This window comes from Gluconacetobacter sp., from assembly GCF_047721585.1.
In the GTDB taxonomy this organism is placed as follows: domain Bacteria; phylum Pseudomonadota; class Alphaproteobacteria; order Acetobacterales; family Acetobacteraceae; genus Gluconacetobacter; species Gluconacetobacter dulcium.
On record NZ_JBDNXE010000046.1, the window covers coordinates 1 to 24,995 of the forward strand.

General features: G+C 61.6%; 23 protein-coding genes and 1 pseudogene. 10 read left to right on the forward strand and 14 right to left on the reverse strand.

Annotated elements, in window-relative coordinates:
• Nucleotides 1-118: pseudogene (locus ABF821_RS10310) on the forward strand (pyridine nucleotide-disulfide oxidoreductase); the annotation flags it as partial.
• A 91-nt stretch (nucleotides 119-209) separates the two neighbouring features.
• Here ABF821_RS10310 and ABF821_RS10315 read toward each other — a convergent pair.
• From ABF821_RS10315 to ABF821_RS10340, 6 genes are all read right to left on the reverse strand, one after another.
• Nucleotides 210-3,329: an efflux RND transporter permease subunit gene (locus ABF821_RS10315; protein WP_415529957.1), complete on the reverse strand. Its 3,120-nt coding sequence runs from the start codon at nucleotides 3,327-3,329 to the stop codon at nucleotides 210-212.
• On the reverse strand, nucleotides 3,326-4,696 hold the full coding sequence (locus ABF821_RS10320) for an efflux RND transporter periplasmic adaptor subunit (protein ID WP_231367964.1): 1,371 nt from the start codon (nucleotides 4,694-4,696) through the stop codon (nucleotides 3,326-3,328). The genes ABF821_RS10315 and ABF821_RS10320 overlap by 4 nt, the downstream gene beginning before the upstream one ends.
• Nucleotides 4,697-4,698: 2 nt before the next feature.
• Entirely contained in the window at nucleotides 4,699-5,955 is a 1,257-nt protein-coding gene (locus ABF821_RS10325; RefSeq protein WP_173576637.1) for a TolC family protein, read from the reverse strand.
• 1 nt (nucleotide 5,956) lies between these two features.
• Nucleotides 5,957-6,367 carry a FixH family protein gene (locus ABF821_RS10330; RefSeq protein WP_010667677.1) on the reverse strand — a complete coding sequence of 137 codons (411 nt, stop codon included), beginning with the start codon at nucleotides 6,365-6,367 and terminating at the stop codon, nucleotides 5,957-5,959.
• Nucleotides 6,368-6,504: 137 nt separating this feature from the next.
• Nucleotides 6,505-6,876, reverse strand: coding sequence for a hypothetical protein (locus ABF821_RS10335; protein ID WP_018308115.1), 372 nt, complete (start codon nucleotides 6,874-6,876; stop codon nucleotides 6,505-6,507).
• A 111-nt stretch (nucleotides 6,877-6,987) separates the two neighbouring features.
• On the reverse strand, nucleotides 6,988-7,251 hold the full coding sequence (locus ABF821_RS10340) for a hypothetical protein (RefSeq protein ID WP_242011316.1): 264 nt from the start codon (nucleotides 7,249-7,251) through the stop codon (nucleotides 6,988-6,990).
• A gap of 15 nt (nucleotides 7,252-7,266) precedes the next feature.
• Here ABF821_RS10340 and ABF821_RS10345 point away from each other — a divergent pair, with 15 nt between their 5' ends.
• A complete protein-coding gene (locus ABF821_RS10345; RefSeq protein WP_010667674.1) occupies nucleotides 7,267-7,446 on the forward strand; it encodes a MerR family DNA-binding protein in 180 nt (59 codons plus the stop codon).
• On the opposite strand, the gene ABF821_RS10350 is transcribed toward ABF821_RS10345, so the two are convergent.
• From ABF821_RS10350 to ABF821_RS10360, 3 genes are all read right to left on the reverse strand, one after another.
• A complete protein-coding gene (locus tag ABF821_RS10350; protein ID WP_010667673.1) occupies nucleotides 7,440-8,489 on the reverse strand; it encodes a DMT family transporter in 1,050 nt (349 codons plus the stop codon). The genes ABF821_RS10345 and ABF821_RS10350 overlap by 7 nt on opposite strands.
• A 211-nt stretch (nucleotides 8,490-8,700) precedes the next feature.
• Nucleotides 8,701-8,925, reverse strand: coding sequence for a GDCCVxC domain-containing (seleno)protein (locus ABF821_RS10355; protein WP_035979039.1), 225 nt, complete (start codon nucleotides 8,923-8,925; stop codon nucleotides 8,701-8,703).
• Nucleotides 8,922-9,347 carry a hypothetical protein gene (locus tag ABF821_RS10360; protein WP_231367962.1) on the reverse strand — a complete coding sequence of 142 codons (426 nt, stop codon included), beginning with the start codon at nucleotides 9,345-9,347 and terminating at the stop codon, nucleotides 8,922-8,924. Before ABF821_RS10360 ends, ABF821_RS10355 begins: the two co-directional genes overlap by 4 nt.
• A gap of 76 nt (nucleotides 9,348-9,423) precedes the next feature.
• Here ABF821_RS10360 and ABF821_RS10365 point away from each other — a divergent pair, with 76 nt between their 5' ends.
• Nucleotides 9,424-9,846, forward strand: coding sequence for a MerR family transcriptional regulator (locus ABF821_RS10365; RefSeq protein ID WP_018308113.1), 423 nt, complete (start codon nucleotides 9,424-9,426; stop codon nucleotides 9,844-9,846).
• 67 nt (nucleotides 9,847-9,913) lie between these two features.
• On the opposite strand, the gene ABF821_RS10370 is transcribed toward ABF821_RS10365, so the two are convergent.
• Both ABF821_RS10370 and ABF821_RS10375 read right to left on the reverse strand, forming a co-directional pair.
• Nucleotides 9,914-10,270, reverse strand: a complete 357-nt coding sequence (locus ABF821_RS10370) for a hypothetical protein (protein WP_023979792.1) — start codon at nucleotides 10,268-10,270, stop codon at nucleotides 9,914-9,916.
• Entirely contained in the window at nucleotides 10,267-10,644 is a 378-nt protein-coding gene (locus ABF821_RS10375) for a hypothetical protein (RefSeq protein WP_010667495.1), read from the reverse strand. Before ABF821_RS10375 ends, ABF821_RS10370 begins: the two co-directional genes overlap by 4 nt.
• A gap of 106 nt (nucleotides 10,645-10,750) precedes the next feature.
• On the opposite strand from ABF821_RS10375, the gene ABF821_RS10380 reads away from it, so the two are divergent.
• Both ABF821_RS10380 and ABF821_RS10385 read left to right on the forward strand, forming a co-directional pair.
• Entirely contained in the window at nucleotides 10,751-11,200 is a 450-nt protein-coding gene (locus ABF821_RS10380; RefSeq protein WP_415529958.1) for a MerR family transcriptional regulator, read from the forward strand.
• Between the two features lie 85 nt (nucleotides 11,201-11,285).
• The gene (locus ABF821_RS10385; protein ID WP_026200112.1) at nucleotides 11,286-11,867 is read left to right on the forward strand and encodes a cation transporter; all 582 of its coding nucleotides are present in this window, start codon (nucleotides 11,286-11,288) and stop codon (nucleotides 11,865-11,867) included.
• A 10-nt stretch (nucleotides 11,868-11,877) separates the two neighbouring features.
• Here the strand turns inward: ABF821_RS10385 and ABF821_RS10390 are convergent, their stop codons facing one another.
• The 3 genes from ABF821_RS10390 to ABF821_RS10400 form a co-directional block, all read right to left on the reverse strand.
• Complete coding sequence (locus ABF821_RS10390) at nucleotides 11,878-12,210, reverse strand: YnfA family protein (RefSeq protein WP_010667498.1); 333 nt, start codon at nucleotides 12,208-12,210, stop codon at nucleotides 11,878-11,880.
• 354 nt (nucleotides 12,211-12,564) lie between these two features.
• Nucleotides 12,565-13,491 (reverse strand): cation diffusion facilitator family transporter, encoded by a 927-nt coding sequence (locus tag ABF821_RS10395; RefSeq protein ID WP_018308112.1) that lies wholly within the window; start codon nucleotides 13,489-13,491, stop codon nucleotides 12,565-12,567.
• A 50-nt stretch (nucleotides 13,492-13,541) separates the two neighbouring features.
• The gene (locus ABF821_RS10400) at nucleotides 13,542-13,985 is read right to left on the reverse strand and encodes a MerR family transcriptional regulator (protein WP_010666084.1); all 444 of its coding nucleotides are present in this window, start codon (nucleotides 13,983-13,985) and stop codon (nucleotides 13,542-13,544) included.
• Between the two features lie 75 nt (nucleotides 13,986-14,060).
• Here ABF821_RS10400 and ABF821_RS10405 point away from each other — a divergent pair, with 75 nt between their 5' ends.
• The 5 genes from ABF821_RS10405 to ABF821_RS10425 all read left to right on the forward strand — a co-directional run bounded on the left by ABF821_RS10405 (nucleotide 14,061) and on the right by ABF821_RS10425 (nucleotide 24,994).
• Nucleotides 14,061-16,220 carry a heavy metal translocating P-type ATPase gene (locus ABF821_RS10405; protein ID WP_346006359.1) on the forward strand — a complete coding sequence of 720 codons (2,160 nt, stop codon included), beginning with the start codon at nucleotides 14,061-14,063 and terminating at the stop codon, nucleotides 16,218-16,220.
• Between the two features lie 78 nt (nucleotides 16,221-16,298).
• Entirely contained in the window at nucleotides 16,299-17,513 is a 1,215-nt protein-coding gene (locus tag ABF821_RS10410) for a TolC family protein (RefSeq protein ID WP_367160618.1), read from the forward strand.
• A 95-nt stretch (nucleotides 17,514-17,608) separates the two neighbouring features.
• On the forward strand, nucleotides 17,609-18,673 hold the full coding sequence (locus ABF821_RS10415) for an efflux RND transporter periplasmic adaptor subunit (protein ID WP_231867349.1): 1,065 nt from the start codon (nucleotides 17,609-17,611) through the stop codon (nucleotides 18,671-18,673).
• Between the two features lie 2 nt (nucleotides 18,674-18,675).
• Entirely contained in the window at nucleotides 18,676-21,732 is a 3,057-nt protein-coding gene (locus ABF821_RS10420; protein ID WP_415529959.1) for an efflux RND transporter permease subunit, read from the forward strand.
• A gap of 1,270 nt (nucleotides 21,733-23,002) precedes the next feature.
• Nucleotides 23,003-24,994: a conjugal transfer protein TraG gene (locus ABF821_RS10425; RefSeq protein ID WP_010666656.1), complete on the forward strand. Its 1,992-nt coding sequence runs from the start codon at nucleotides 23,003-23,005 to the stop codon at nucleotides 24,992-24,994.
• Nucleotide 24,995: the final 1 nt, after the last annotated feature.

A 24,995-nucleotide genomic window follows, 5' to 3' on the forward strand; every position in this document is an offset into this window, starting at 1 on the left:
TGGCTCCTGGTGCGGCCCCGCATGCGCCACCCTGCTGGGGGCGGGCCGTGTCGCGAGATCCATGGTCCGGCAACTGGCGGCCTGGCTTGCGTCGCCAACACAGGATGTCCGTTTGTAGAAAACTTGAAGGTCTTCATTCTATGATCAGGATGAGGGCGGAAGACGGCATGGAGATAATGCCCTATTATATGCCGACACGTCTGCCATGTTTACCCACGCGACAGCCGCCATCCCTTCACGAGAGCATAGAGCGCCGGAATAACCAGCAGGGTCAGCACGGTCGACGAGACCATGCCGCCCACCATGGGGGCCGCGATCCGGCGCATGACCTCGGACCCGGTGCCGGCGCTCCACAGGATGGGCACAAGGCCCGCCATGATCGCCGTGACCGTCATCATTTTCGGCCGCACGCGCTCCACCGCGCCGTGCATGATCGCAGCCCTCAAGTCCGCGCGCGTCAGTGCGCGCCCTTCGGCCTGGGCCCTGCCGCTGACGTCTGCCAAGGCATTGTCGAGATAGATCAGCATGATCACGCCCGTCTCGGACGCGACACCCGCGAGGGCGATGAACCCCACCACGACAGCGACACTGACATTGTAGCCCAACCACCAGGTCAGCCAGATCCCACCGACCAGCGCAAACGGCACCGACAGCAGCACGATCAGCGTCTCCGTGATCCGTCCGAAATTGAGATAGAGCAGCACGAAGATCAGAACCAGCGTTGCCGGCACGACCAGCTTCAGCCGCGCCATGGCGTGCTGCATATATTCAAACTGGCCGCTCCACGCGACGCGGTATCCCTGCGGGAGCGTAACCCGCTCGCGCACGGCGCGGGCCGCGTCGTTGACGTAGCCGCCGATATCGCGTCCGTTCAGGTCCACATAGACATAGGCGACAAGCTGGGCATCCTCGGTGCGGATCGAGGACGGTCCCCCGGTGAGACGGATCACCGCCACCTGCCCCAGCGGGATCATCGCCCCGCCCGGCGTCGGCAGCAGCACCTGTTCGGCGATCGCCTGCGGGTCATCGCGCAGGTCACGCGGGTAGCGGACGCTCACGCCGTAACGCTCGCGCCCTTCCACGGTCGTCGTGACCGTCTGGCCGCCGAGCGCCGTGGCCACCACCTGCATCACATCGTCGACCGACAGGCCATAGCGCGCGATCGCGTTCCGGTCGGGTATAATCTCCAGATAGTGGCCACCCTCCAGGCGCTCGGCAAACGCACTGGTGGTTCCGGGAATGGTGCGCACGACCTGCTCGACCTGTTCCGCAATTCTGGCGAGCTGTCCCAGATCCGGCCCGAACACCTTCACCCCCACCGGGGTACGAATCCCCGTGGCGAGCATGTCGATGCGGGCGCGGATCGGCTGCGTCCACGCGTTGCTCACCCCCGGCAGGTCAAGCGCCCGGTTCATGTCGGCCTTCAGTTGGTCCGGGGTCATGCCGGCCGGCCATTCGCTTTGCGGCTTGAGAGTGATCACCGTCTCGAACATTTCCGTGGGCGCCGGATCGGTGGCCGTCGCCGCGCGCCCGGCCTTGCCGAACACCGACTGGACCTCGGGAAAGCTCTTGATGATGCGGTCCTGACCCTGCAGCAGCTCGACCGCCTTGGTGACCGAGAGACCTGGCGGCGTGACCGGCATGTAGAGCCATGTCCCCTCGTTCAGATCGGGCATGAACTCGCTGCCCAGATGGGCCGCCGGATAGATCGTACCGGCGCCAATCCCGATCGCAAGGAGGACGAGCAGGACCGGTCCCCGCAGCACGACGCGGATTACGGGACGATAGAGCGCGATCAGCACGCGATTGATCGGATTACGCGCTTCGGGAAGGATGCGGCCGCGCACGAAGGCCAGCATCAGGACCGGCACCAGCGTCACCGCGAGCAGCGCGCCGCCCGCCATGGAAAAGGTCTTTGTGTATGCGAGCGGCTTGAACAATCGTCCTTCCTGCCCCTCCAGGGCGAACACCGGCAGGAAGGACACGGTGATGATCAGCAGGCTGAAGAACAGCGACGGCCCGACCTCGTTCGCCGCCGCCAGCAGCGCCGGGCCACGCGCTTCACCGGGCGCCAGCCGCTCCACGTGCTTGTGCGCATTTTCGATCATCACGATCGCCGCATCCACCATCGCCCCGAGCGCGATGGCGATGCCGCCCAGACTCATGATGTTCGACCCGACACCGATCATGTGCATGGCCAGGAAAGCGAACAGGACGCCGACAGGCAGGGTCACGATCGCGACCAGCGCACTGCGGACGTGCAGCAGGAAGACGACGCAGACGAAGGAGACGATGAGACTCTCCTCGATCAGCGTGTGCCGGAGCGTGGCGATGGCACGCAGGATCAGGGCCGAGCGATCATAGACCGGCACAATGGAAACGCCCGGCGGCAGGCTAGGCAGCAGCTCGGCGATCCGCTGCCTGACGCTCCGGATCGTCGTCAAGGCATCCGCTCCGTCGCGCTTGACGACGATGCCGCCGACCGCCTCTCCCACACCGTCCAGTTCCGCGATGCCGCGCCGCTCGTCGGGGCCGAGTTCGACGCGCGCGACGTCTCCCACCGTGACTGGCGTTCCGACGGCGTCGACCTTCAGCACGATCCGCTCCAGATCGCGGACATCGCGCACATAGCCCCGACCGCGCACCATATATTCCGTTTCGGTCAGCTCGATGGTGCGACCGCCGACATCCTGATTGCCCTGCCGCACCGCATCGCCCACGCGCGACAGCGGGATACCGTAGGCCTGGAGCTTCCGGGGATCGACGACGATCTGATATTGCCGTTCGAACCCGCCAATGGCGGCCACCTCGGCGACGCCGGACGCCTTGGTCAATTGAAAGCGGATCACCCAATCCTGCAGGCTGCGCAATTCCGCCAGCGTGCGCTGTTTACCCTGGACGACATATTCGTAGACCCAGCCGACACCGGTTGCATCCGGCCCCAGCGACGGCGTGACACCCGCGGGCAGGCGCTTCTGCGCGAAATTGAGATATTCCAGCACGCGCGAACGCGCCCAGTAGAGATCGGTACCGTCGTCGAAGACGACGTAGACGAACGACGTGCCGAACGTCGAAAAACCGCGCACCACTTTCGAATGCGGCACGGCCAGCAACGCCGTGGTCAAGGGATAGGTGACCTGATCCTCGACGACCTGCGGCGCCTGGCCGGGATAGTCGGTATAGACGATCACCTGCGTGTCCGAGAGATCGGGAATGGCATCGAGCGGCGTGTTCATCACCGCCCAGACACCAGCCCCCACGAGGAACAACGTTGCCAGTATCACCAGCAGCGGGTTACGCGCCGACACCGCAATGATTCTGGCAATCATCGACCGGCACTCCCTGCCCGGGCAGGCTTGCTGTCCGGCACGGTAAAGGCCTGTAGGGCGGCGCGCAGATTACTTTCGGAATCGATCAGAAAGTTGGCGCCGACCACCACGCTTTCCCCCGCCTTCAGGCCATCCAGGATCTGAGCCTCGTCATTGCCACGCGCGCCGACGCGCACCGAACGGGGTGCAAAACGGCCCTCCCCCGTTTCGACCAGCACAACCTGACGGGTGCCGCTGTCGATAACCGACGAGGACGGCACGACCAGCACCGGCCCCGCCATGGACGCAGGGACATCGATCGCGATATCGGCATACATGCCTGCCCGCAGCACACTATCCGCATTCGGCAACACGATCCGGATACGTCCGGTTCGCGTCTCGGTGGAGACGCTCGGATAGAGGAAATCGACGGTTCCGTCGAAGCGACGACCGGGAAAGGCGACAAGGCTGGCGTGCGCCTGCTGACCGACCCGCACCGCGCCCAGATCCTGCTCCTGCACTTCGGCAATCAGCCAGATCGGTGCGGTCGCCGCCGTCCGGTACAGCGGTTGGTCCGGCCCGACGCGCGCGCCCTCCACCGCCATCTTTTCGGTCACGACCCCGTCCGCCGGCGCAACGACCGGGATGTGCCGCACGGCATGCCGGGTGCGTCGCAGCCGCGCGATTTCGGTCTCAGGCGCCCCAAGAGAGCGCAGGCGCTCCAGCGCGGCCGTTGCCATAGCCGGGTCCAAACTGGTGGCAATCAGATATTCCTGCTCGGATGCAACCAGATCCGGCGCGTAGATTTCGGCCATGACCTGGCCACGCCAGACAGGATCGCCTGTGGCAGCGATATCGAGATGCTCGACCCAGCCGCCGACCCTGCTTGTCACCAAGGCGATGCGCCGTTCATCGAACTGGGCAATGCCGGTGGCATGCACGCTGCGGTTCAGCACCGGCTGCACTGCGGCAACGGAAGTCCGCACGCCGAGGATCTGCAAACGACCGGGCGGCACAAAAACCGTTCCCGCATCCCGGATCTCGTTCTCATAGACAGGGAGGTACGCCATCCCCATGGCATCTTTCTTCGGCACCGGCGAAGTGTCGGGCAGCCCCATGGGATTGCGATAAAATAGCACCCGGCCACGATCCGCCGACCGGGCCGAGGGACCGGAGGATCGCGAGGACGCGGCACCAGACCCCTGTGACCCGTCAGCATAGACCGGAACATAATCCCGACCCTCCGACGTCTTCTTCGGATTGGCGGAATAGGCGGGCTTGCCGTCCGGATCCTGGTAATAGAGTGGCGTTCGGTCAGTCGCCGTCGCCGGTCCTGGCGTAGCGGTCGAAAGCGGGAGCAACGCCAGGACCAGGGACAGAAGACGCACCTTCACAGATCACCCCCGATCAGGCGCTCGATGGTGGCCAGTTCCGTCTGTTCGTCGGTCTCGGTCCGGAGAAGCTCCAGCTCGGTGTCGTGCATCTGATGTTCCGCCGCGATCGCTGCCGCGAGATCGCCATGCCCCTGGCTGTAGCTGGCCAGCGTCGTCCGCGAGAGCGCGTCCGCCTGCGGCATACGCTGGCGACGGAGGAGGCTCTCCACATCGCGCGCCGCCTTGAGGCGGGCCAAGGCTTCGGCCAAGGCTGCCTGGATGGTCGCCATCGTTCCGTCGCGACGGCGCTCGGCGGCATCAAGGCGCGCGGTCTGCGCGTCTTCGTCGGCGCGCTTGGCACCGAACTGCACGGGGATGCTCAGCGAGACCATGGCGCTGAACCCCGTCGGGGCATTGGTCTGCACGACCGGGCCGCCGCCGACCGTCACATCGGGATACCAGGCCCGCTCGGCCAGCCGTCTCCGGCTTTCCGCCTCGTCGATTGCCGCGCTGTTCGCATGGACGGCGCCATTCCCGCTGCGCGCCCGGTCGAGCAAGCTCTCCACGCGCGGCAGAACCGCTGGGATCGGACGTAGCCGCATGGGCTCGGCCAATGGGGCGCCCGGGGGGCGGGCCAGCAGCGCATTCAGTTGGGCGGCGGCGGACTCTCGCTCGGCCTCCAGCCGGCTCGCCTCGATGACGGTGTTCGTCTCCTCCTCCTGGGCCTGGATCACGCCCGATTGGGCACCGTCGCCCTGGCCGTAGCGCACCATGGTCGCCTGCCGCATCTTGCGGGCGAGCGTCTGGATCTGCCGGTTGACCACCAGCGCGCGGGTAAAAGCGTAATAGCGCGCGAAGGCAATTTTGATCTGCGCGTCGAGTTCGTCCTGGGCGGCCCGCTCCCGGCCGCGCGCCGCGTCCACCTCGGACAGCGCCGCACGATGACGCAGATCCCGCTTTCCCCCGAGCGGGAAAGTTTGCGAGATCGTGATGAAGTTCATGCTGAACAGGCCGCCGGAGTGATAATTCTGGTAATTCTCCGTCAGCACCGGATCGTCCAGCGCACCGGCCGCTTCCGCCTGGGCCGCAGCGGCGGTCGTATCGAGTCCGGCGGCCCGCACCGCGGGGTTCAGGCGCTCGCCGAGCGCGAGCAGGCTCTCTACGGTGGCACCCGGCGGCCCTTCAGCCGCACGAGCAGCCCCGGATGAAACGATAAGAGCAGCCGCAGCCAGGAGCAGGCGCCCCGCCGCGTCACGGTTCCGCCGGGTTGCCATGCTATTTCTCCAGCGTGACAACAACGGAACCGCGCACCGTCTCGGTTTCACCCTGCACCTTGGCCGCGAGCGTGATCGCCCACGGGCCGGGAGCACCGGCATCGAGGTCGATACGATAGAGCCCATCGCCTGACGCCGGCTCGATGGTCGTGGGCGAGGTCATCGTCGCCATGCCCATGGGGCTCATGTCGGCCTTGCTCTCGAAGATGACGGCGTCCATGACCGGCTTGCCGTCGGGCACATGCACAAGCCGCACGATCATGACAGCCTTGTCACCGCTCAGATGTGCCTGCTTGCCGGCAGCCTCGAAACGATAATCCGTCGCTGCCGCGAATGTCGGTGACACAAAGGCACCGGTCACGACGACGCAGGAGGCGAGCGCCAACGCACCCGCGATCAGATATGTACGCATGATAATGGAATCCTTCCCGCCCCGGAAATCCGGGGATAGAGCGCTGATCGACGTCCGGTTGCGGTCAGGACGCGCGAATACGCGCGCTCCTGAACGCAGGACGTGCGGAAACCAACGCCGTCACGGCGCCGGTGGGATCAGGCGGTTCTGGGAGGGAAGGAAAGCGGCTCGGGCGAGCGGCCGACAGGAACACGTTCGGCAAGGCTATAGGCGATCATGCTGTAGCGGACCGGGCTTCCGATCGCCGCGGCCTGCGTTGGGCGATCAGGCACGCCGAGGCACTGCATGGTTTTCAGGCACTCCGGCGTCATGCCCTTGAACGGTGCGGTCGTTCCGGCGGGATGCATCGAGACCGACCCATCACAGCATGGCATGGCCGCATCCAGGCTCGTGGCCTGCTCGGCATTCTGCGGCGGCATAGCCTGCACGGTGGCCGCGCCCATAAAGGCAAGACCAACGATAACGAATACCAGACGTCGGAGAAAGCACCACCGCATACCGGCCATCATCTCGCAAACAGGCAAAGGGGGCAATCTCTTATGCACGGAGCGGAAGTCATGCCGCGCTCTTGGGCCGGTCGTTTGGGCTGGGACATCCCTCGCCACGCGAGGCCGGGCAACTCACTTGAATGTCCGATCTGCGGAAGGGACTCGGCCGATCCGCGTCCTCCATCCCTCCGCGCACCACAGATACTTGACCAGTGCCGCGATCGCGAGCACGAGCACGATCAGCGTGAGCAGGCCGAACAGGCCCATGCCCCATCCCATGCCCTGCATGCAGTTTGTCATCATGACGGCCTCCCATGAGGCAATGATGCGGCCCGGCATGGCGATCCGCACGAACCATGACGACGTTGGCATTGTCCCGACTGTTTTCAATGCCAAGAAGGGCATTCCCGGATGCGTTCCCCGCACGTCGCGAAGAACGACGTCATCGCCCGCACGCATCTGGCGGAGATCGACGGCAAGATGCGTGACTTGCAGGCCCTGCGTCGGGAACTGGTCGCGATGATCGGGCAATGCCACCATGGCACCGTCGCCGACTGCCGTATCATTGAGGCGTTGGCACCGCGTCAGTGAGCGTGGCCGTGCCGATGATGCAGGTCGGGATAATGCGGATGCCGATGGACCATCGGCATGTGCCGGTGCCGATGCGTGTGCGGTTCGCCCGTCGGATCGCCAGGCCCGTGCGCATGCTGATGGTGTTCGTCATGGCGATGCCGGTGCTCATGTTCCATGGCCTCGTGCGCATGCTCGTGATCGTGGCGCTCCGACAGGTGGAGCCACAACCCGAAACCCATCAGGCCGCCGGCGATCAGCAACCTCAGCGACAAGGGATCGTGGAGCACCACAACCGCCAGCAGCGCGCCGACGAACGGCGCAAGCGAGAAATAGGCCCCCGTGCGCGCGGCACCGAGATGGCGCAGGGCCAGCACGAACAGGACAAGGCTCACCCCGTAACCCATGAACCCCACGGCTCCAGCGGCGCCGAGTCCCCCGACAGTCGGCAGGACACCGCCCCTCCCGAACGCCAGCAGAAGATTGACCGTCCCTGCGACCAGCCCCTTGAGCATTGCGATCTGCATCGGATCGGCCGCAGAAAGTTTGCCGGTCAAGTTGTTGTCGATCCCCCAGCACAGGCAGGCCGCTGCGATGAACAGGGCGCCCTGGTCAAGCATCGCATGCCCCTGCCATGATAATAACGCGGCGCCCGAGAGAATGGCGAAGGCGCCCAGCAGAAGCCGCCGGTCCACGTTCTCGCGGAATACGATCCAGGCAATCCCCATCGTCGCCAGCCCTTCGAGATTGAGCAACAGCGACGCGCTGGCCGCGTCGGTGCGCGCCAGCCCCAGCATCAACAGCAATGGGCCGGCAATCCCACCCGCCAGGATCACCAACGCCAACCAGGGCAAGTCCCCACGCCGCAACGGCGCTTCCGCAACGGGGCGTCCACGCATCCAGCGCAACAGATGCACCGCCGCCAGACCGATCCCGGAACCGAGATAGAGCAGCCCGGCCATCATCCACGGATCGACGGAGCCAAGGAGAAGCTTGGCGAACGGTGTGCTGGCTCCAAACAGGATCGCGGACAATAATGCGAAAAGGATGCCAATGCGGTTCATGGCCCGATCCTACCGCACGGTGGCTCAATCGAGAATGGGCCCCGCTGCAAGCGATGAGCAGACTACCGCCCGCGCTCTACGCTTCGATTTTGATGATAACGTGCCGGTTTTCCAAATGGATACACGATGCATGGACCGCACCGTCAAACGGCGATCGTCACATTACTGGCCAGGACGACACCATTACTTCATCGCCGCTGCCGCCCCAGGTCTATGTCGAACCGTCTCCGCAGCATGCCAGTCGCCCATGTTCCTGAACCGGCGGGCAAGGAACGTCGCCATAGGAGCAGAAGACGCAGCAATCCCCCGGCTTCGGTTTCAAGACGACGCCACAATGCGGGCAATCGTAAAAGAACTGGCAGGCATCGGTCGGCATGGTTTCCAGTGATTGCTGGCCACATGCGGGACAGGTCAGAAGCGAGGCAGGCCGAATCATCTTACAGACAGGCTCCTGAGCAGGACGGGTTCCAGGCGTGGCCACACCAATGCCGCCAGCACGATGAGCGCGGTGGCAAAGGATAGCATCTGGATAACCCCGATGCGTCGCCGGATAGACCCACTTTCCACACCCGCACAACAGACCCTGGCCTGCCGCCGATTGAGCGCCCAGGCGCTGACCAGCGCCGCGACCGCCAGCGCAATCAATGGCACGCGCCATGGCGCAAGTCTCGACAGAACACTGAAAACCCCCGCACCGGCGCCCAGAGAAGCGAAGGCGAGCGGAATGAGGCAGCAGGACGACGCGATCAGCGCACCCACACCGGCGGCCATACCGCCCGCGACACACAGGACTCCACCTCTTTCCATGCCCATGCGGCTACGTGATGTTCGTTGAGGCAGGTCCGCCGTCTCATCCATGATCGTCACTTTCCCATTGCGTCGCGCTTCATGCTACACCCCGTAGTGGCTACGGACTCAAGAGCAGGAGTGACGCATGGTCGCCATCACGATCGGCAAGCTGGCATCGGAAACCGGCGTTCATCTGGAGACGGTGCGCTACTATGAGCGCATCGGCCTCATTCCCGCGCCGCGAAGGGCGCGTAATGGCTATCGCCATTATCGGGCCGAGGATGTCAGGCGCCTGTCATTCGTCCGACGCGCGCGGGATCTTGGTTTCGACATCGAGGAAATCAGAACCCTGCTCGCCTTGGCAGAACCCGGCCTACCCTCCTGCGACGAGGTCAGAACACTCGCCATAGCTCATCTGGGCGACATCCAGAGCAAGATCTCCGACCTGCAACGGCTCGCATCGCTCCTGACAACAAGCATCGAACAATGCCGTGAGTCGGAGGCCCTGACTTGCCCGGTGCTCGATATGCTGGGTGCCTCTGCGATCGGAAGCACGCCCAACCCGTGACGTATCGTTCCGGGAGGCGGTTAAGGTCTTGGCGTGGGTCCAATAATGGCGTCCGATCCGCGGCAGGCTACCCGCGCAAGAACCCAATCGCCACCGGCTCGATCCGTGGCCAGAGCCATGCAAGACACCCCATGATCGTGGCGAACCCCATGATGCCGAGCGTCTGCCAGCCAGGCCTGTGTCCTGTCTGGTACGCCTGATAACCCACCCAGAACCAACCGACAGCAACCGCCAGGATCGCGACCGGCGTCAGCCAGCGATAGGCGTTGGCGAACCAGGCGAGAATACCGCCTACTGACCCGAGGATCGCGGCCGGCAGCGCGAGCGGCACGACGCAGCACACGCCGCAGGCCAGCGCCGCACTGGACGCCGTCATGGCAACCGCGCTGGCCGCCTTGTTTCCCGATGCGCTCGCCTCGCTCATGCGCCGCACTCCGCCGCGCACCCGCAGGTCTTTTTCATCGGCGCGGTTGCTGGCTGACTGCGCGACGCAAACTGCTCAAGCAGCGTTTCCGCAGCCTCACGCGCATACTCCGGGGCAGTAATCGTCAGAGTCAGCGCATCCATACGTTCAGCGATGTCAAACGCGAGGAACGCGCAACAGGTTCGTTCGCCTTCGACCATACGCGCGATATCGTCCCGTGCGGCAGGATCATAATCCAGCACGAGATGAAGACCATCTCGGTGCGCTGACCGAAGCGCCCTGGCGTTGAGACTGGCGATCCACTCCAGCCGCCTCGCCAGATCGCTGTTCTCCAGTGTGCAGGCAAGTGGGGCAGGCTCGTTTGGCTTCGTCACGATACTCTCCTCGATGCCGTTCCGCCCGTTCGCGTGACGGTCTGGCGCTTGTTTACGAGTTCAAGTAACTTGAGGTTCAAGATATTTTTTACGCGAGTTTCCCCCCATGCCCGGATACAAGATCGGCGAGTTGGCCGAGCGCACCCGTACCAATGCCCCCACGATCCGCTATTATGAAGAGATCGGCCTGCTTCCACGTCCGGAACGACAGGAAGGCAATCAGCGGCGTTATGCTGAAGACGATGTTCGACGGCTTACCTTCATTCGGCGCTGCCGGGCGTTTGGCTTTTCGATCGATCAGGTTCGGGCATTGGTCGAATTGGTACAGGACCGTACGCGATCCTGTGCGGAAGCCCGCGACCTCGCGCATACTCACCTGATGGACGTCCGGGCGAAGTTGCGCGAATTGAAGGCGCTCGAGAAAAGCATCGCCAGGTTCGTCGCGACCTGCGACGCACAATGCGCCGGCGGTCCCGGCTCCGAGTGCGTGATTCTTGACGAACTTGCCACCATCGAGCCGGCGGGGAACCGCGCATGCTGCGAAAGTGCGGTCTGATCTTCGCCTATAATCCATCTTCGGATGGGAGAAACCTGATAGAACGAAAGAGATAAAAACGATGAATTCCACACCACCGAACGACATGGCCGGCACCCTGCGACGGGTCATCTCTCTCGTGGGACTTCTGAATCTTGCCTATTTTGGCATCGAATTCACGGTAGCGCTTGCCATCGGCTCGGTCTCCCTGTTCGCGGATAGCGTCGATTTCCTGGAAGACGCCTCCGTCAATTTCCTGATCGTAGCGGCACTCGGCTGGACGGCGCGCAGCCGGGCGCGGGTCGGAATGGCCCTTGCCGCTATCCTGCTGGTTCCGGCGCTCGCGACGCTCTGGACCGCATGGCAAAAATTCAATCTTCCGACACCGCCCCAGCCGCTCGTCCTGTCGGTGACAGGATTGGGGGCGCTTGTGGTAAATTTCTCCTGTGCGCTCATGCTGACCCGCTATCGCTATCATGCAGGCAGTCTGACGCGCGCTGCCTTCCTGTCGGCGCGCAACGACGTGCTGGCCAATATCGCGATCATCGTCGCAGGCCTGGTCACGGCCTTTCTGTGGCACGCCGCATGGCCGGACCTACTTGTCGGGCTCGGTATCGCCGCGATGAACGCCGACGCCGCCCGCGAAGTCTGGCAGGCCGCGCGCAATGAGCACCGCGCGGCAGCATAGCCCCCTCAATTTACGTCCGGGGCGCGAACAGGATCAGGCTGGCCCCGCCGAGGCACACTAGGGCACCAACAATCTCCCACCGGTCCGGGGTGCGCCCCTCGACCAGTCGCATCCACATGAGCGAGGCGGTGATGTAGACGCCGCCATAGGCTGCATAGGCCCGCCCCGCCGTATCCGTATCGATACGGGTCAGCAGAAAGGCGAACAGGACCAGCGACACCATGCCCGGAACGAGAACCAGCGGCGAACGCCCCAGCCGGAGCCAGCTCCAGAAGGCGAAGCATCCGCCGATCTCTGCAAAACCCGCGACGACATAGATGATGAAAGGTAGCACAAACCCCACTGTTACATACTTTCCAGTCAGGATCGTGAAGCAGCCACTCCACGATCACCATATCCCGCCATTTGAATGGCCCCGGGTTTTCGGAGACGTTTTCTATCCGGTTTAAGCGGCCAATGCATGCGATTTCTGTTGTGCATGGAAACGTGCCTCAGCCACTTCTGGCGGGATGTTTCCAATGGATGACAGAAGGCAACGATTATTGATCCAATTGACCCATTTAGAGGTGGCCAGTTCGATGCCGCCACGGGGCAGACACCACAAGGTTTGGCAAACGCGGCTTTGGAGTGGATACGCTGCGGATTACGGAGCGGCTCCGCGCCCGGCGGTTCAGGCCGAGCGAAAGTCCTGCTGCGGCTAAATCAGTTCTTCGCGATTTTTGACGTGTGCGTGTCGGTCCAGAATGATGACGTCGCCATGCTTCGCCTTCTCCTCGGGCTCGATGTGAATGTTGATCACAGCCTGCCCGAGCTGTGTCCTGAGTGCGTGCTCGATGTGGTCGCAGATCTCATGCGCCCTGCCGACGGTCATCCCCGTCGGGACCACGAGATGAAATTCAATGAATGTCGTGTTGCCCGCGACACGCGCCCGCACGTCGTGGGCTTCGATCGCCCCTGATGCATTCCCTGCGATCGTCCGGTCCAGGCGTGAAATCAATTCGGGATCGGAGACTTCATCCATCAGCCCGGCGACGGCTTCCCGCACGACACCATAACCTGCCCAAAGGATATTGACTGCGACCAGGCCGCCGATGGCCGGGTCAAGCCGGAGCCAACCAGTCACCGGGATCAGCGCAAAAGCGATCAGGACCGCAATGGTCGTCCAGACGTCCGTCAGGATGTGCCGGCCGCCCGCGACGAGCGCGGGCGACTTCCACTGCTTGCCATTGCGGATCAGTAGCAGCGCCCAGAACAGGTTTATAACCCCGGCGCTGCCATTCAGGGCCAAGCCCAGAAGCGGCGTGTCCGGTGCTTTCGGGTGCTGCCAGCCGATCCAGGCTTCCTGGAAGATCAGAATTGCCGTTGCGAGCACGAGGCCACCCTCGATGATCGCGCTCAGATATTCCGCTTTCTGGTGGCCATAGGGATGGTTTGCGTCTGCGGGTTGTGCGCTGACCCACAGGGCGATAAGCGCGCCGACGGCGGCCGCTACATTGACGATTGTTTCCAGCGCATCCGAGTAAAGCGCGATGCTGCCCGTCATCCAGTAGGCGGCAAGCTTCAGGGCCAGAACGACCAGACTGACGGCAAGTGTGCCCCATGCGGTCTTTATGGTGCGGTTCATGGGGACTACTCCTGCATGCTGCGACCCGTTTGCGATACTCGATGATTTGTTTACGACGCTTTGCACCCTGCCTCCGTGCCGAGATGTTCTGACGTGCATAAAGAATGATCGCTCAGGACCTGAATGATCCGACAGGTCCCGATTGTGTTGCATGAACACTGATCCAACATGCGTTGCAATTCGCCCTGGAGAGCCGTCAGGCGGGCAATACGGTTCCTGACCTCGATCAATTGGCGTTTTGCTATCTCATATGCGGCCATACAGTTTTGATTGGGATCGTCAGCAAGATCTAGTAATTCACGGATTTCATCTAGTGAAAATCCAAGTTCCCGCGCATGGCGAATAAAACTCAGGCGCTCTTTTGCTTCCTCTCCATAGACACGCTGCCCTCCTTCACTTCGGTCGGGCTCCTCAAGGATGCCGATCTGCTCGTAATAGCGGATGGTCGGCACCTTGACGCCAGTTGACCCGGATAATTTTCCGATACTGAACATAAAAGCCCCCTTGAACCTCTAGCGACTAGAGGAAGTAGATAACGGATTCGCTGCTGGGTGAACAGGAGAATCCGGATGCCGGACAGGCGCGAGTGGGATGTCACGGGCATGGACTGTGCTGCTTGTGTCAGCAAGGTGAAGGGCGCGCTTGGTCAAATCGCAGGCGTCCAGAATGTAGAGATTTCCCTGGTGTCTCAGAAACTGCGACTGACCATGGATGAGAATGCGATTTCCGTGACCAAAGTCGAAGAGATGGTCAGGAGCCTGGGATATGGTATCCGGCGCCTCAATCCTGCCACTGTAGCTGACATTGTATTTGCTCAGGATGCGACGAATGACGCCGGCGCGCCTGATACGCCCTGGTATAAAACCGGAAAGGGACGACTTGTTGTCACGACCGGTATTTTGTTGGTGCTGGCCTGGGGTATCAGCCTGATCGCACCAAACGAGATGAAACCCTGGCCATTTGTCGGGGCCTGCCTGGTAGGGCTTTTTCCGGTTGCCCGCCGCGCCTTAGCCTCGCTCCGGGTTGCTCAGCCGTTTTCCATCGAAGCCCTGATGATGATCGCGGCGATCGGTGCGCTATTTATCGGCGCGGCCCAGGAGGCTGCACTCGTCGTCTTCCTCTTCGCGGTCGGGGAACTCCTTGAGGGCGTTGCCGTCAGTCATGCCCGTGATGGTATCCGCGCGCTCGGAGCGTTGGTACCGAAAATCGCCTTGCGCGAAGACACTGCCGGTATCCGGGAGGTTCCTGCTGTCGAACTCCGACTAGGCGATGTGGTCCTGGTCCGGCCGGGAGACCGCATTCCGGCGGATGGAGAGATTATTTCCGGCGTAAGTGGCATTGATGAAAGTCCGGTCACTGGTGAGAGCGTGCCAGTGTCGCGTGGGCCGACGGATGCCGTCTTCGCCGGCTCGGTCAACACGGAAGCTGCGTTGCGGGTTCGCGTGACCCGCACTGCGGCGGACAACACCATCTCCCGCATCATCCATCTTGTAGAGCAGGCCGAGGAGGCACGCGCACCGACTCAACGGTTCATCGACCGCTTCAGCCGTTGGTACATGCCGACGATCGTCGTGCTTTCGGCGGTCGTCGTATGCCTTCCCCCACTGGCGTTTGCTCAGGCTTGGTCGGTCTGGGTTTATCGCGGGTTGTCCCTTCTGCTGATTGGTTGCCCCTGCGCGCTCGTCATATCGGTTCCCGCAGCCATAGCGTCCGCGCTGGCCCTGGGGGCACATAACGGGCTGCTCATCAAGGGAGGAGCGGTCATCGAGGCCACTGCGCGGGTGAAGACAGTCGCACTCGACAAGACTGGAACCCTCACACTGGGACGGCCTGACGTCACCGACATCATCGTGCTGGACAGCTTGCCCGAAACTCAGGTTCTTGCTGTCGCCGCCGCCGTTGAAGGCGCGTCCAGCCATCCATTGGCCCAGGCTATCCTGCGCCGAGCCCAGAGTAACGGGCCGGGTATCGACATTCCCCTTGCACAGGAGAGCAGGGCAATTCCCGGAAGAGGGGTGACAGGCCGCATTGACGGAATGGATTTCACGATCTCCAGCCCCCTTCAGGCGGTACGCGACGGCGCGTTGTCAGCTACTGACACCGCACGTGCCACCGAACTTGAGGCGGAAGGAAAAACCGTTGCCGTCTTGTATGGTGACAAGGCACTCGCGTTGATTGCCCTCCGTGACGAGCCGCGCGCGGACGCGGCAGAAGCCATGCGCCAGTTACGCAACCTCGGTATTACGCCGGTCATCCTGACGGGCGACAATAGCCGGACAGCCGCCGCGATCGCCTCAATGCTGGGGGCGCATTACAAGGCCGAACTGCTGCCGGAGCAGAAGTTGGCCGAAATACGGGCTCTGGCCGCGCAGGGCGGTGTTATGATGGTCGGAGATGGCATCAACGACGCGCCTGCACTCAAACAGGCAACTGTCGGGGTCGCAATCGGCTCGGGGACCGATGTTGCCCTGGAGGCAGCCGACGCCGCCATCCTGCGGAACAGAGTCTCCGATATTCCAGCGCTGATCCGCCTCGCCCGTTCGACCATGCGAAATGTTCGTCAAAATGTCTCGATCGCTCTTGGGCTGAAAGGAGTGTTCCTGATTGCCACCATCGCGGGGCTGACAGGGCTCTGGATCGCCATTGCGGCCGATACCGGGGCAACCGTTCTCGTCACCCTCAACGCGCTGAGGCTGCTGCGCTCCCGCAGCCTCGATGCAACATCGTAAAATATTATGAGAATTTTCAGTCGAATGTCCGTGTGTTGTGTTCGGTGTCGGTGGAAATCTGTGGCGGCGAGCCTCGCAATGGCTTTGGTGTCGGGTGGCGTGGCCACAGCCGACGATACGACAGCGATTCCCGCCACCTTGCATGATGTCATCGCAGCAGCATGGACGAATGATCCTGCCCAGAATGATCTCGCGACTCAGGAAGCTGGGGCAAAGAAACGCCAGCGTGCCGCGAAATCCTGGTTCGCAGGTGGGCCATCGGTCGATGCTCAATATTATGACGACAGACCCAGCGGCCGTAACTATGCGTACCGCACGACACAGGTGGGTCTCTCCGTTCCTCTCTGGCTGCCAGGACAAGGAACGGCAACTGAGCATGTGGCTGAAGCCGATGCACAGGCCGCTGTAGTACAGAAGGATGTCGCCCATATGGCGGTGGCCATTCGTGCCACGGATGCCATCGGGGCTGTCCTGCTCGCCGAGCGACGGCGATCTGCCATGGATTCCACACTGGCTGCGTTGCGACGCATGGCCAGGGCCGTGCGGGCATCGAGCCATGCAGGAGAAAGCACATCGGCGGAACAGCAGGCGGTGGATGCGCGGATCGCTCTTTCGGAAAGCGATCGCAATGCCATCGACGAGGAAGTCGAGGCCGGCCAGGCCAATCTGGATATTCTGACCGGCCATCCGACGAAAGCCGGTCTGTCGGAAATCGACACGCACTGGCCGCTATTCCTGCGAGCGACCGCGCGGCCATGGAGCGAGGCGAACGACCCGCGCGTGCGTGCGGCTCACCAGAGCGTCACGGTCGCCACGGAACAGGATCATCTTGCCGCTCACAGTTATATGCCCAATCCGGAAATCGGCGTCGGCGTGATCAATCAGGGCGAGTACGGTTCGCCATGGGACACGCAGGTTGGGGTCAGTCTCAGGATGCCGATCCCAAGTGACGTCACATCGGTTCCCGTGAGAACGGCCGCTCAGAGTGCGCTTTCCACCGCCATCCGGCAGGAGATCGCCACCCAGAGGACCGTCAGGGCCGAGATGGCGCGCGTCCAGGCACATCTGAAAAACACATCGGCCTCGATCGTCAGTACGGCTCAGGCCGCGCACGAGATGCTTGCGCGCGCGGACGCCATGGAGCGGTCGTGGCGATCCGGTGAAACATCACTCATAGAGGCGCTTCGTGCCCGCATGGATGCCTATAACGCCCTGCTGACCTTCAGCCAGGCCGAAATCGATCATCGCATTGCGATCGTCAGAACTGTTATCGCCTTGGGGTACATACCATGAGATCGACCTGTATCCTCGTTGTCGCAGCCCTATTCGTGGCTTTACCTCACCTGGCTTTGGCGGAAGAAACAGAGGGGTGGCAGCAGACCGTGACCATGGATGCAGAAGCCCGGCAGGCCGAGGGTCTTGAAACCGTCAAGGTTAAAAAAGGCTCCGTAAGACCCCGAATTCAGGCGATGGCGAGTGTAACGGAGAACATCGCGCGTTCCGTGTCCATACGGCCGGCAGGCGATGGCAAAGTCCGCGCGGTCTACGTCCTGCCCGGCCAGCAAGTCACCGTCGGCCAGACGCTCGTCTCCTATATTGATCACTCATTGCATGTCGTCGATCTCCAGCTTGCCCAGGCGAAAGCTAGTCTGGCCAGCGCCCAGGCCAACCTCGCTGATACTGCACTGGCGTACCGTCGTGGTAAGTCATTGGCCGGGGCCACAGTCTCCGCGGGCGAAGTGTCGCGTCGCCTTGCCGTGATGCACGAGGCGCAGAACGCTGTCCACTTTCAGGACGCTGCGGTCAAAACCCTGACCCATCGTCTTGAGGAAGAATTCACCTCGCCAACGGAACGGATCGTGGACTTCGAAAATTCGGTCCTGATCGCGCCGGTTGATGGCATGGTCGAACAGGTCGGTACGGCTGTCGATAATGATATTTCGCCCACAGACGTCGTAATCAGGATTACGAGTCTGGAAACCGTATGGGTCGTGGCTAACGTCCGCCCCGAAGATGCATCAGACATTTCAATTGGCACTGAGATGACGTTCATGCCCGTGGGAGCCGATCCCGCGCAAGCCGCGATGGCAAAGGTTCAGACCATTGAAGGTACTGCCGATCCCGAAACTGGGCTGGTGAAGGTTGTCGCGACATTTTCGGATCCGCGTCGGAGATTCCGGCCCGGCACCCAGCTCAATGCCTGGCTTCCTGCGCAGGAGCAGGCCAGCGGTCTGATCGTGCCGTCCGCCGCCCCGCAGAATGTCGACGGGCATATGGTGGTGTACCGGCAGACCGGCGCCGATACGTTTCAACCTGTTCCCGTTCGTGTGCTCCTCGAAGGGCCAGAGCAGAGCGTGGTGTCCGGAGATCTCAAGCCTGATGACACTATCGTCGCAAAGGGGAGCTTTACGCTCAAGGCGATGGCGCTTCTGTCCGGTCTCGATGGAGACTGAAAATGCTCTTTGAATTCTTCCAGAAGCAACGCTTTTTTGTTTTCGGTCTGATTTTTGCCCTCCTGATAACCGGACTGGCCTGTGTCGAAGGGCTTCCTGTCGAGCCTGTTCCCGACATTTCACCCCGCCAGGTCATGGTGACGGTTACTGCTCCCGGGCTTGCGACCGAGGAAGTCGAAAAGTTGATTACCTTTCCGGTCGAGACCAGTCTGACTGCTCTTCCGGGTCTCATTGATTTGCGCTCGGTATCAAGGACGGGTGTATCTGCGGTCTATCTACAATTCGACGATGCGACAGACATCGACTTGGACCGCGCACGTGTCGCCGAACGTCTGCCGGCCGCTCGTGAGAGTGTCGCCGTTCCGGGTGTCAGCGTTCAGATGGGGCCGCGGACGACCGGCATGGGCGAGATCATGCAGTTCCAGATCCGCGGACCTGGCTATTCGCTCATGGACCTCAACCGCATCATGCACTGGACGGTCGCGCCTGAACTGAGACTTCTAGCGGGCGTGGCCGAGGTCAATATCAATGGTGGCGCGGAACAGACCTTTCAGGTCACGCTCGACCCGCTTCGGCTGCGTACCTACGGAGTCACGGTGACAGACGTCTATCAGGCAGTTGACCGTAATAACGCCTCGGCTGGTGGTGGCTGGATTGCCCACCAGGCCGAGCAGCAGGTGATTGTTGGCCGTGCCCTGGTCGGCGACCTGAATGATTTCGGTCTGATCCCGGTCAGAATCGGCCGGAACGGGCATGTCATCCGGGTCCAGGACGTGGGGAGTATCGCACTGGGTCCGCGGACGCGCCTCGGCGCGGCGACCCGGGACGGAAACGGAGAGATCGTCCGGGGCGCGGTAATGATGCAGGACGGAGAAAGCTCGAATGCCGTTCTTGCAAATATCCGCAAAGCACTTCCTGGTATCCAGAAGTTGTTGCCAGCCGGCGTGACGCTTGACCCCTACTATATGCGCTCGACGCTAACGGGAGAAACCATTTCCACCGTCAAGGAAAATCTCCTGATCGGCGCGGCTCTGGTGCTTGTCGTTCTTATCGTGGTTCTGGGTGACTGGCGCGCGTCGCTGGTCATTGCCTCCGCCATCCCCGCCGCGCTGTTGTCAGCCTTCATCGGCATGAGGGTTTTCGGGGTCTCGGCCAACCTGCTGAGCCTCGGCGCAATTGATTTCGGTATGATTGTCGACAGCTCTCTCGTTGTCGTCGAGCACTTCATGACGTTGAGGGAGGCTGAAGGCACAAAGCGTTCCATGCGGGACACAGCTATTGAAGCGGCGAAGTCTGTCGTCAGGCCGGTGACATTTTCGATTTTCGTGATCATTATGGTCTACCTGCCGATCCTCACTCTGGAAGATATCGAGGGCAAGATGTTCCGCCCCATGGCGCAGACCGTCGCCATGGCGTTGCTGGCATCACTGATTTACTGCTTCATTTGCATCCCCGTCCTTGCAGCAGTACTCCTGCGTGATCCGAAGTCTCACCAGGAGACGAGGTTCGTGCAGTTTGTGCGACGCTATTACGAGCCGATGCTGGCCTGGAGCGAAAAGCATAGCAGGACAGTGATCATCGTCACGATCTCTGTGTTCCTCGTTTCGGTTGGCCTGGCCACGCGGTTGGGTGGGGAGTTTATACCGACGCTGGAAGAAGGCTCCCTGACGACAACGGTCACGCGCTGGCCGAGCGCCTCACTGCCTACCGTCATTGATGAAATCGGGAAACAGGAACGAATCATCCGTTCGTTCCCTGAAGTTCAGACGGTGGTAACAAATATTGGCACACCGGCTGTTCCGACAGATCCTATGGGCCCCAACGAGTCAGACAGTTTCATCATTCTGAAGCCCCTCTCGCAGTGGAAGACCGGGCGGACCCAGGATCAGTTGGTTCAGGCGATGGCCGACACCCTCAAGGCGAAGCTCCCCAGTGCCAATTACGAATGGTCACAGCCGATCCAGATGCGAATGGATGAATTGCTCTCAGGTGTTCGCACTCAAATAGCTATCTCCGTTTATGGCGATGACTTGGAGGAACTGGCGAAACTGGCCGATGAAGTGACCTCAGCCGTGGCGGCGGTTCCGGGGGCTGCGGATGTTGCCCCACAGGGCGACGGAACAGTGCCCTTCATGCATATCGACATCAATCGGGATGCCGCAGCCAGACGTGGGGTGGCCGTGTCCGACGCTCTTGCCCAGATCACGGCTATCGGTGGATTGATCGGAAAACCTGTTGTTGTGGGCAACGCGATCATACCAACTCAGATCCGCCTTGATCCGACTTCGACCCTGTCAGTTTCGATGATCGGAAATCTGCCCGTGCGCAGGTTGGACGGACAAGGGTGGGTCTTGCTGTCGGATATTGCGAAACTACAGGTGATAGACGGCCCTTCCCGGATTGATCGGGACCGTATTCATAGGCGCGTCATTGTTCAGGCCAATGTCCGGGGGCGGGACGTCAGTTCCTTTGTCGCAGCGGCGCAAAAAGCGGTTGCGGAGAAGGTCAGACTCCCGTCAGGCTATCGTCTTGAATGGGCCGGACAGTTCGAGAACCTGAAATCGGCAATGCAACGTCTGGGTCTGGTTCTACCCATCGCTCTCTTGTTGATATTTGCGCTCCTGATTGCAGCATTAGGATCATTCAGGGCGGCCTCCCTGGTATTCATCAATCTCCCTATAGCAGCGACGGGAGGAATTTTCGCACTGACCTTGCGTGGGTTGCCGTTTAGTATTGCTGCCAGCATCGGTTTCATTGCGCTGTTTGGTGTGGCCATTCTCAATGGCGTCGTTCTTGTAAGTCAGATCCGCGCGCTTCAGGAAGCCGGCATTGATGCGGCAACGGCGGCATTCGAGGCAGCACGCGCCCGATTCCGGCCTGTCATCGCGACCGCAAGCGTCGCTAGTCTGGGCTTCTTCCCGATGGCGTTTTCGGGAAGCATGGGCGCGGAGGTCGAGCGGCCGCTTGCGACTGTTGTGATTGGAGGTCTTGTGACATCGACCCTGCTCACTTTGCTTGTTCTACCAACCCTTTATGCTAGCCTGTTTCGGAAGCGCTGAATTCAGAGGACATACGAGCCTTTTGTGACTACTTCATTTCACCGTTGCCGCCAACCATGGCGTTTGCATCCCACACTAACCTTCCTGTGCGGTGGATGTCGGTCGGTTAGGATGCGGCCGATCATCAGGAATTTCAAAGTCTGTACACTCGTTCGATTCACGAAGAAGACCTAGAAGTGCATCAGGAACGGGCTCATTGATAATGCTACCAAACCGCGCACGAAAATGCTGTTTTATCCAGAATTTGACGATCTGGTCCTCAGACTCGATGTCCATCTCCGAATACCTTCCATGACCGATCAGTGAATTAAGTCACGGTCCTGCGGCCCCAACGTCATGAGGTGATCCACGATATTTCGTACATTCATCCAGAATTGCGCGCTGTCGCTCTGACCCGCGTCAACACATCGCAAGACATGCGTATGCGCTTTGTTCCGCGCTCCACTCCATCCGAAGGATCGGATCAAGGCGTCTGCCATGTCTGACGCAGAACACTTATCGGAAGTTTCGTCATCGTTTTCTATCGCCAAATCCGCTCTCCGTCTCGCACGACATGACGACGACGGAAGCGAATTGAGGGCGTGACTCCCCGTACCCGCCTGGCGTCGGGCGGGTCGAAAGGTGTTTTGCACTGGGCGTAGCCACCTCCTGCCTATTCCCCTGCTGAGAACAGCCAAAGCTGTTCACCGCAGGACCGTAGGTCCGGGTGTTCTATTCGGCAGGCCACCCGACATAGGAGGCCGCCCAGTTGCAAAAAAGCGTTTCGACACGCTGATTTCAGGATAGCACATGGGATATCCCCATGTCACCCTTACGTAAGCGCGCGTGCGCGCTGCACCTTCGCGATGCATATCCGTCAACTCGGCAAAAAGTTTGGAGATGAAGCGAGTATTGATTAATGAAGTCGTAGCATTCTCTGCTTTGACCAACACTGTATTCAGAAGTTCCTATACTCTGCCATTCTTCTAAAAAGAAATTCCATGTCTCTATATTTCCAATAATTCCTATTCTTTTTAACATATTTTCCATCCGATGCAGGCTGCGCTGCCGATCGTCCATTCCTCATTGTCATTGCCGTCACCGTAATTTTGAAGCTCAGCCCTATCTCCGAATCGCCTGCTACCGGTGTGTCCCAGGATCGGCTGGGCGGACCTTGTCCGCACAGCGCAAGTATTTTTTCGCTCTGGTTTGCCCGGCTGCGAACAACGCTTAAAAGCACTTGAACGCAGGAATCCGCCGTTCCTTCCTCCTCTAAAAGGGAGGGCTCCCGATGTCGGGCACCAAGATTCTTTGGGGGCAGATCATCGTCGTCTTGGCGATCGTCCTGCTGACCATGTGGACTGCGACCGAATGGATCGCTTGGAAGCTGGCCTTCCAGGCTGAACTCGGGCGACCCTGGTTCGTAATCCTGCGGTTCCCATTCTACTTTCCGCCCGCGTTCTTCTGGTGGTGGTATGCGTATGACGCCTATGCGCCGGAGGTCTTCGCACGGGGTGCCTATATCGCCGCGTCGGGCGGCATCCTGGCTGCGGTCACTGCGATCGGGCTATCGGTCTGGCGCGCGCGCGAGGCGAAGCGGATCGAGACATATGGCTCGGCCCGTTGGGCTGACGCCAAGGAGATCGCCCAGGCCGGCCTACTTGACCCCGACGGCGTGGTACTAGGCCGCTATCGTCAAGAGTACCTGCGGCATGACGGGCCAGAGCACGTCCTGACCTTCGCACCAACGCGCAGCGGCAAGGGTGTCGGCATGGTCATCCCCACGCTCCTGACCTGGCCCGGTTCGGCCATCGTCCACGACATCAAGGGTGAGAACTGGGAGCTGACGGCGGGATTCCGCGCCCGTTTCGGACGTGTCGTGTTGTTCGATCCCACCAACGCAGCCTCGTCCGCCTATAATCCTTTGCTGGAGATTCGGCGCGGGGAGTGGGAAGTCCGTGATGCCCAGAACGTCGCCGATATCCTCGTAGACCCGGAAGGCAGCCTGGAGAAGCGCAACCACTGGGAGAAGACTTCGCACTCCCTTCTCGTCGGCGCCATCCTGCATGTCCTCTATGCCGAGCCCGACAAGACTCTGGCCGGTGTCGCCAATTTCCTGTCGGACCCGAAGCGCCCGATCGCCACCACGCTGTCAGCGATGATGCGGACGAAGCATCTTGGCGATGCCGGCCCGCATCCCGTCGTGGCCTCGGCCGCGCGCGAACTGCTGAACAAGTCCCCCAACGAGCGCTCGGGCGTGTTGTCCACAGCCATGTCCTTCCTCGGCCTCTATCGCGACCCGGTGGTCGCGGAGGTGACGCGGCGCTGCGAATGGCGGATCGCCGACATCGTCGGCGCCGATCGCCCGGTGACGCTCTACCTTACCGTGCCACCGTCTGACATCAGCCGCACCAAGCCGCTGATCCGTCTGGTGCTGAACCAGATCGGCCGGAGGCTGACAGAAGATCTTGATGCTGCGGCGCGGCGGCGGCGTGTGCTGCTGATGCTCGACGAATTCCCGGCCCTCGGGCGTCTGGATTTCTTTGAATCGGCGCTGGCCTTCATGGCGGGCTACCGGATCAAGAGCTTCCTGATCGCCCAGTCCCTCAACCAGATCGAGCGGGCCTACGGGCCGAACAATTCGATCCTCGACAACTGCCATGTCCGCGTGAGCTTCGCCACCAACGACGAACGGACGGCCAAACGTGTCTCCGACGCGCTCGGAACCGCCACCGAGATGAAGGCGATGAAGAACTACGCGGGCCACCGTCTTTCGCCTTGGCTGGGCCATCTGATGGTTTCGCGCTCGGAGACGGCACGCCCGCTGCTGACGGCGGGAGAAGTCATGCAGCTCCCGCCAGCGGACGAGATCGTCATGGTCTCCGGGCTGTATCCGATCCGTGCGAAGAAGGCCCGTTACTTCGAGGATGCGCGCTTCCAGGAACGCATTCTGCCACCGCCAAAGCCTACGCCCCCGAAGGACGGGTGCCCGGACGACTGGAGCCGCCGCCCCCTCCCACCCAGGCCGCCGGCACCCGATGCGGCGGCCGAAACGCGGACAGTGGAGGACGAGGAAGAAGACCCGAAGCAGTCCGCCCGGCGCCATCAGCCCGAACTGGACGAAGGCACTGTCGAGAAAAAGGAGCCGATGGAGAACGAGTTCACGCCCGATCCGGTCGATGAATTCGACGACATCGCGCCCCGCAACAACCGGATGAATGATCTCATGCGCGGTGTCGCCCGGCAGGCGTCGCTCGACCGTGGCGATGAGCTTGAGTTGTGAG

Excerpts from the sequence above, each read along its gene's own strand:
- ABF821_RS10350 (WP_010667673.1), bottom strand. The coding sequence starts at position 8,489 with ATGAACCGCATTGGCATCCTTTTCGCATTATTGTCCGCGATCCTGTTT.
- ABF821_RS10345 (WP_010667674.1), top strand. The coding sequence starts at position 7,267 with ATGCGTTCCCCGCACGTCGCGAAGAACGACGTCATCGCCCGCACGCAT.
- ABF821_RS10370 (WP_023979792.1), bottom strand. The coding sequence starts at position 10,270 with ATGAGCGAGGCGAGCGCATCGGGAAACAAGGCGGCCAGCGCGGTTGCC.
- ABF821_RS10395 (WP_018308112.1), bottom strand. The coding sequence starts at position 13,491 with ATGAACCGCACCATAAAGACCGCATGGGGCACACTTGCCGTCAGTCTG.
- ABF821_RS10365 (WP_018308113.1), top strand. The coding sequence starts at position 9,424 with ATGGTCGCCATCACGATCGGCAAGCTGGCATCGGAAACCGGCGTTCAT.
- ABF821_RS10315 (WP_415529957.1), bottom strand. The coding sequence starts at position 3,329 with ATGATTGCCAGAATCATTGCGGTGTCGGCGCGTAACCCGCTGCTGGTG.
- ABF821_RS10415 (WP_231867349.1), top strand. The coding sequence starts at position 17,609 with ATGGATGCAGAAGCCCGGCAGGCCGAGGGTCTTGAAACCGTCAAGGTT.
- ABF821_RS10385 (WP_026200112.1), top strand. The coding sequence starts at position 11,286 with ATGGCCGGCACCCTGCGACGGGTCATCTCTCTCGTGGGACTTCTGAAT.
- ABF821_RS10380 (WP_415529958.1), top strand. The coding sequence starts at position 10,751 with ATGCCCGGATACAAGATCGGCGAGTTGGCCGAGCGCACCCGTACCAAT.
- ABF821_RS10410 (WP_367160618.1), top strand. The coding sequence starts at position 16,299 with ATGGCTTTGGTGTCGGGTGGCGTGGCCACAGCCGACGATACGACAGCG.
- ABF821_RS10360 (WP_231367962.1), bottom strand. The coding sequence starts at position 9,347 with ATGGATGAGACGGCGGACCTGCCTCAACGAACATCACGTAGCCGCATG.
- ABF821_RS10400 (WP_010666084.1), bottom strand. The coding sequence starts at position 13,985 with ATGTTCAGTATCGGAAAATTATCCGGGTCAACTGGCGTCAAGGTGCCG.
- ABF821_RS10330 (WP_010667677.1), bottom strand. The coding sequence starts at position 6,367 with ATGCGTACATATCTGATCGCGGGTGCGTTGGCGCTCGCCTCCTGCGTC.
- ABF821_RS10325 (WP_173576637.1), bottom strand. The coding sequence starts at position 5,955 with ATGGCAACCCGGCGGAACCGTGACGCGGCGGGGCGCCTGCTCCTGGCT.
- ABF821_RS10425 (WP_010666656.1), top strand. The coding sequence starts at position 23,003 with ATGTCGGGCACCAAGATTCTTTGGGGGCAGATCATCGTCGTCTTGGCG.
- ABF821_RS10355 (WP_035979039.1), bottom strand. The coding sequence starts at position 8,925 with ATGATTCGGCCTGCCTCGCTTCTGACCTGTCCCGCATGTGGCCAGCAA.
- ABF821_RS10405 (WP_346006359.1), top strand. The coding sequence starts at position 14,061 with ATGCCGGACAGGCGCGAGTGGGATGTCACGGGCATGGACTGTGCTGCT.
- ABF821_RS10335 (WP_018308115.1), bottom strand. The coding sequence starts at position 6,876 with ATGATGGCCGGTATGCGGTGGTGCTTTCTCCGACGTCTGGTATTCGTT.
- ABF821_RS10420 (WP_415529959.1), top strand. The coding sequence starts at position 18,676 with ATGCTCTTTGAATTCTTCCAGAAGCAACGCTTTTTTGTTTTCGGTCTG.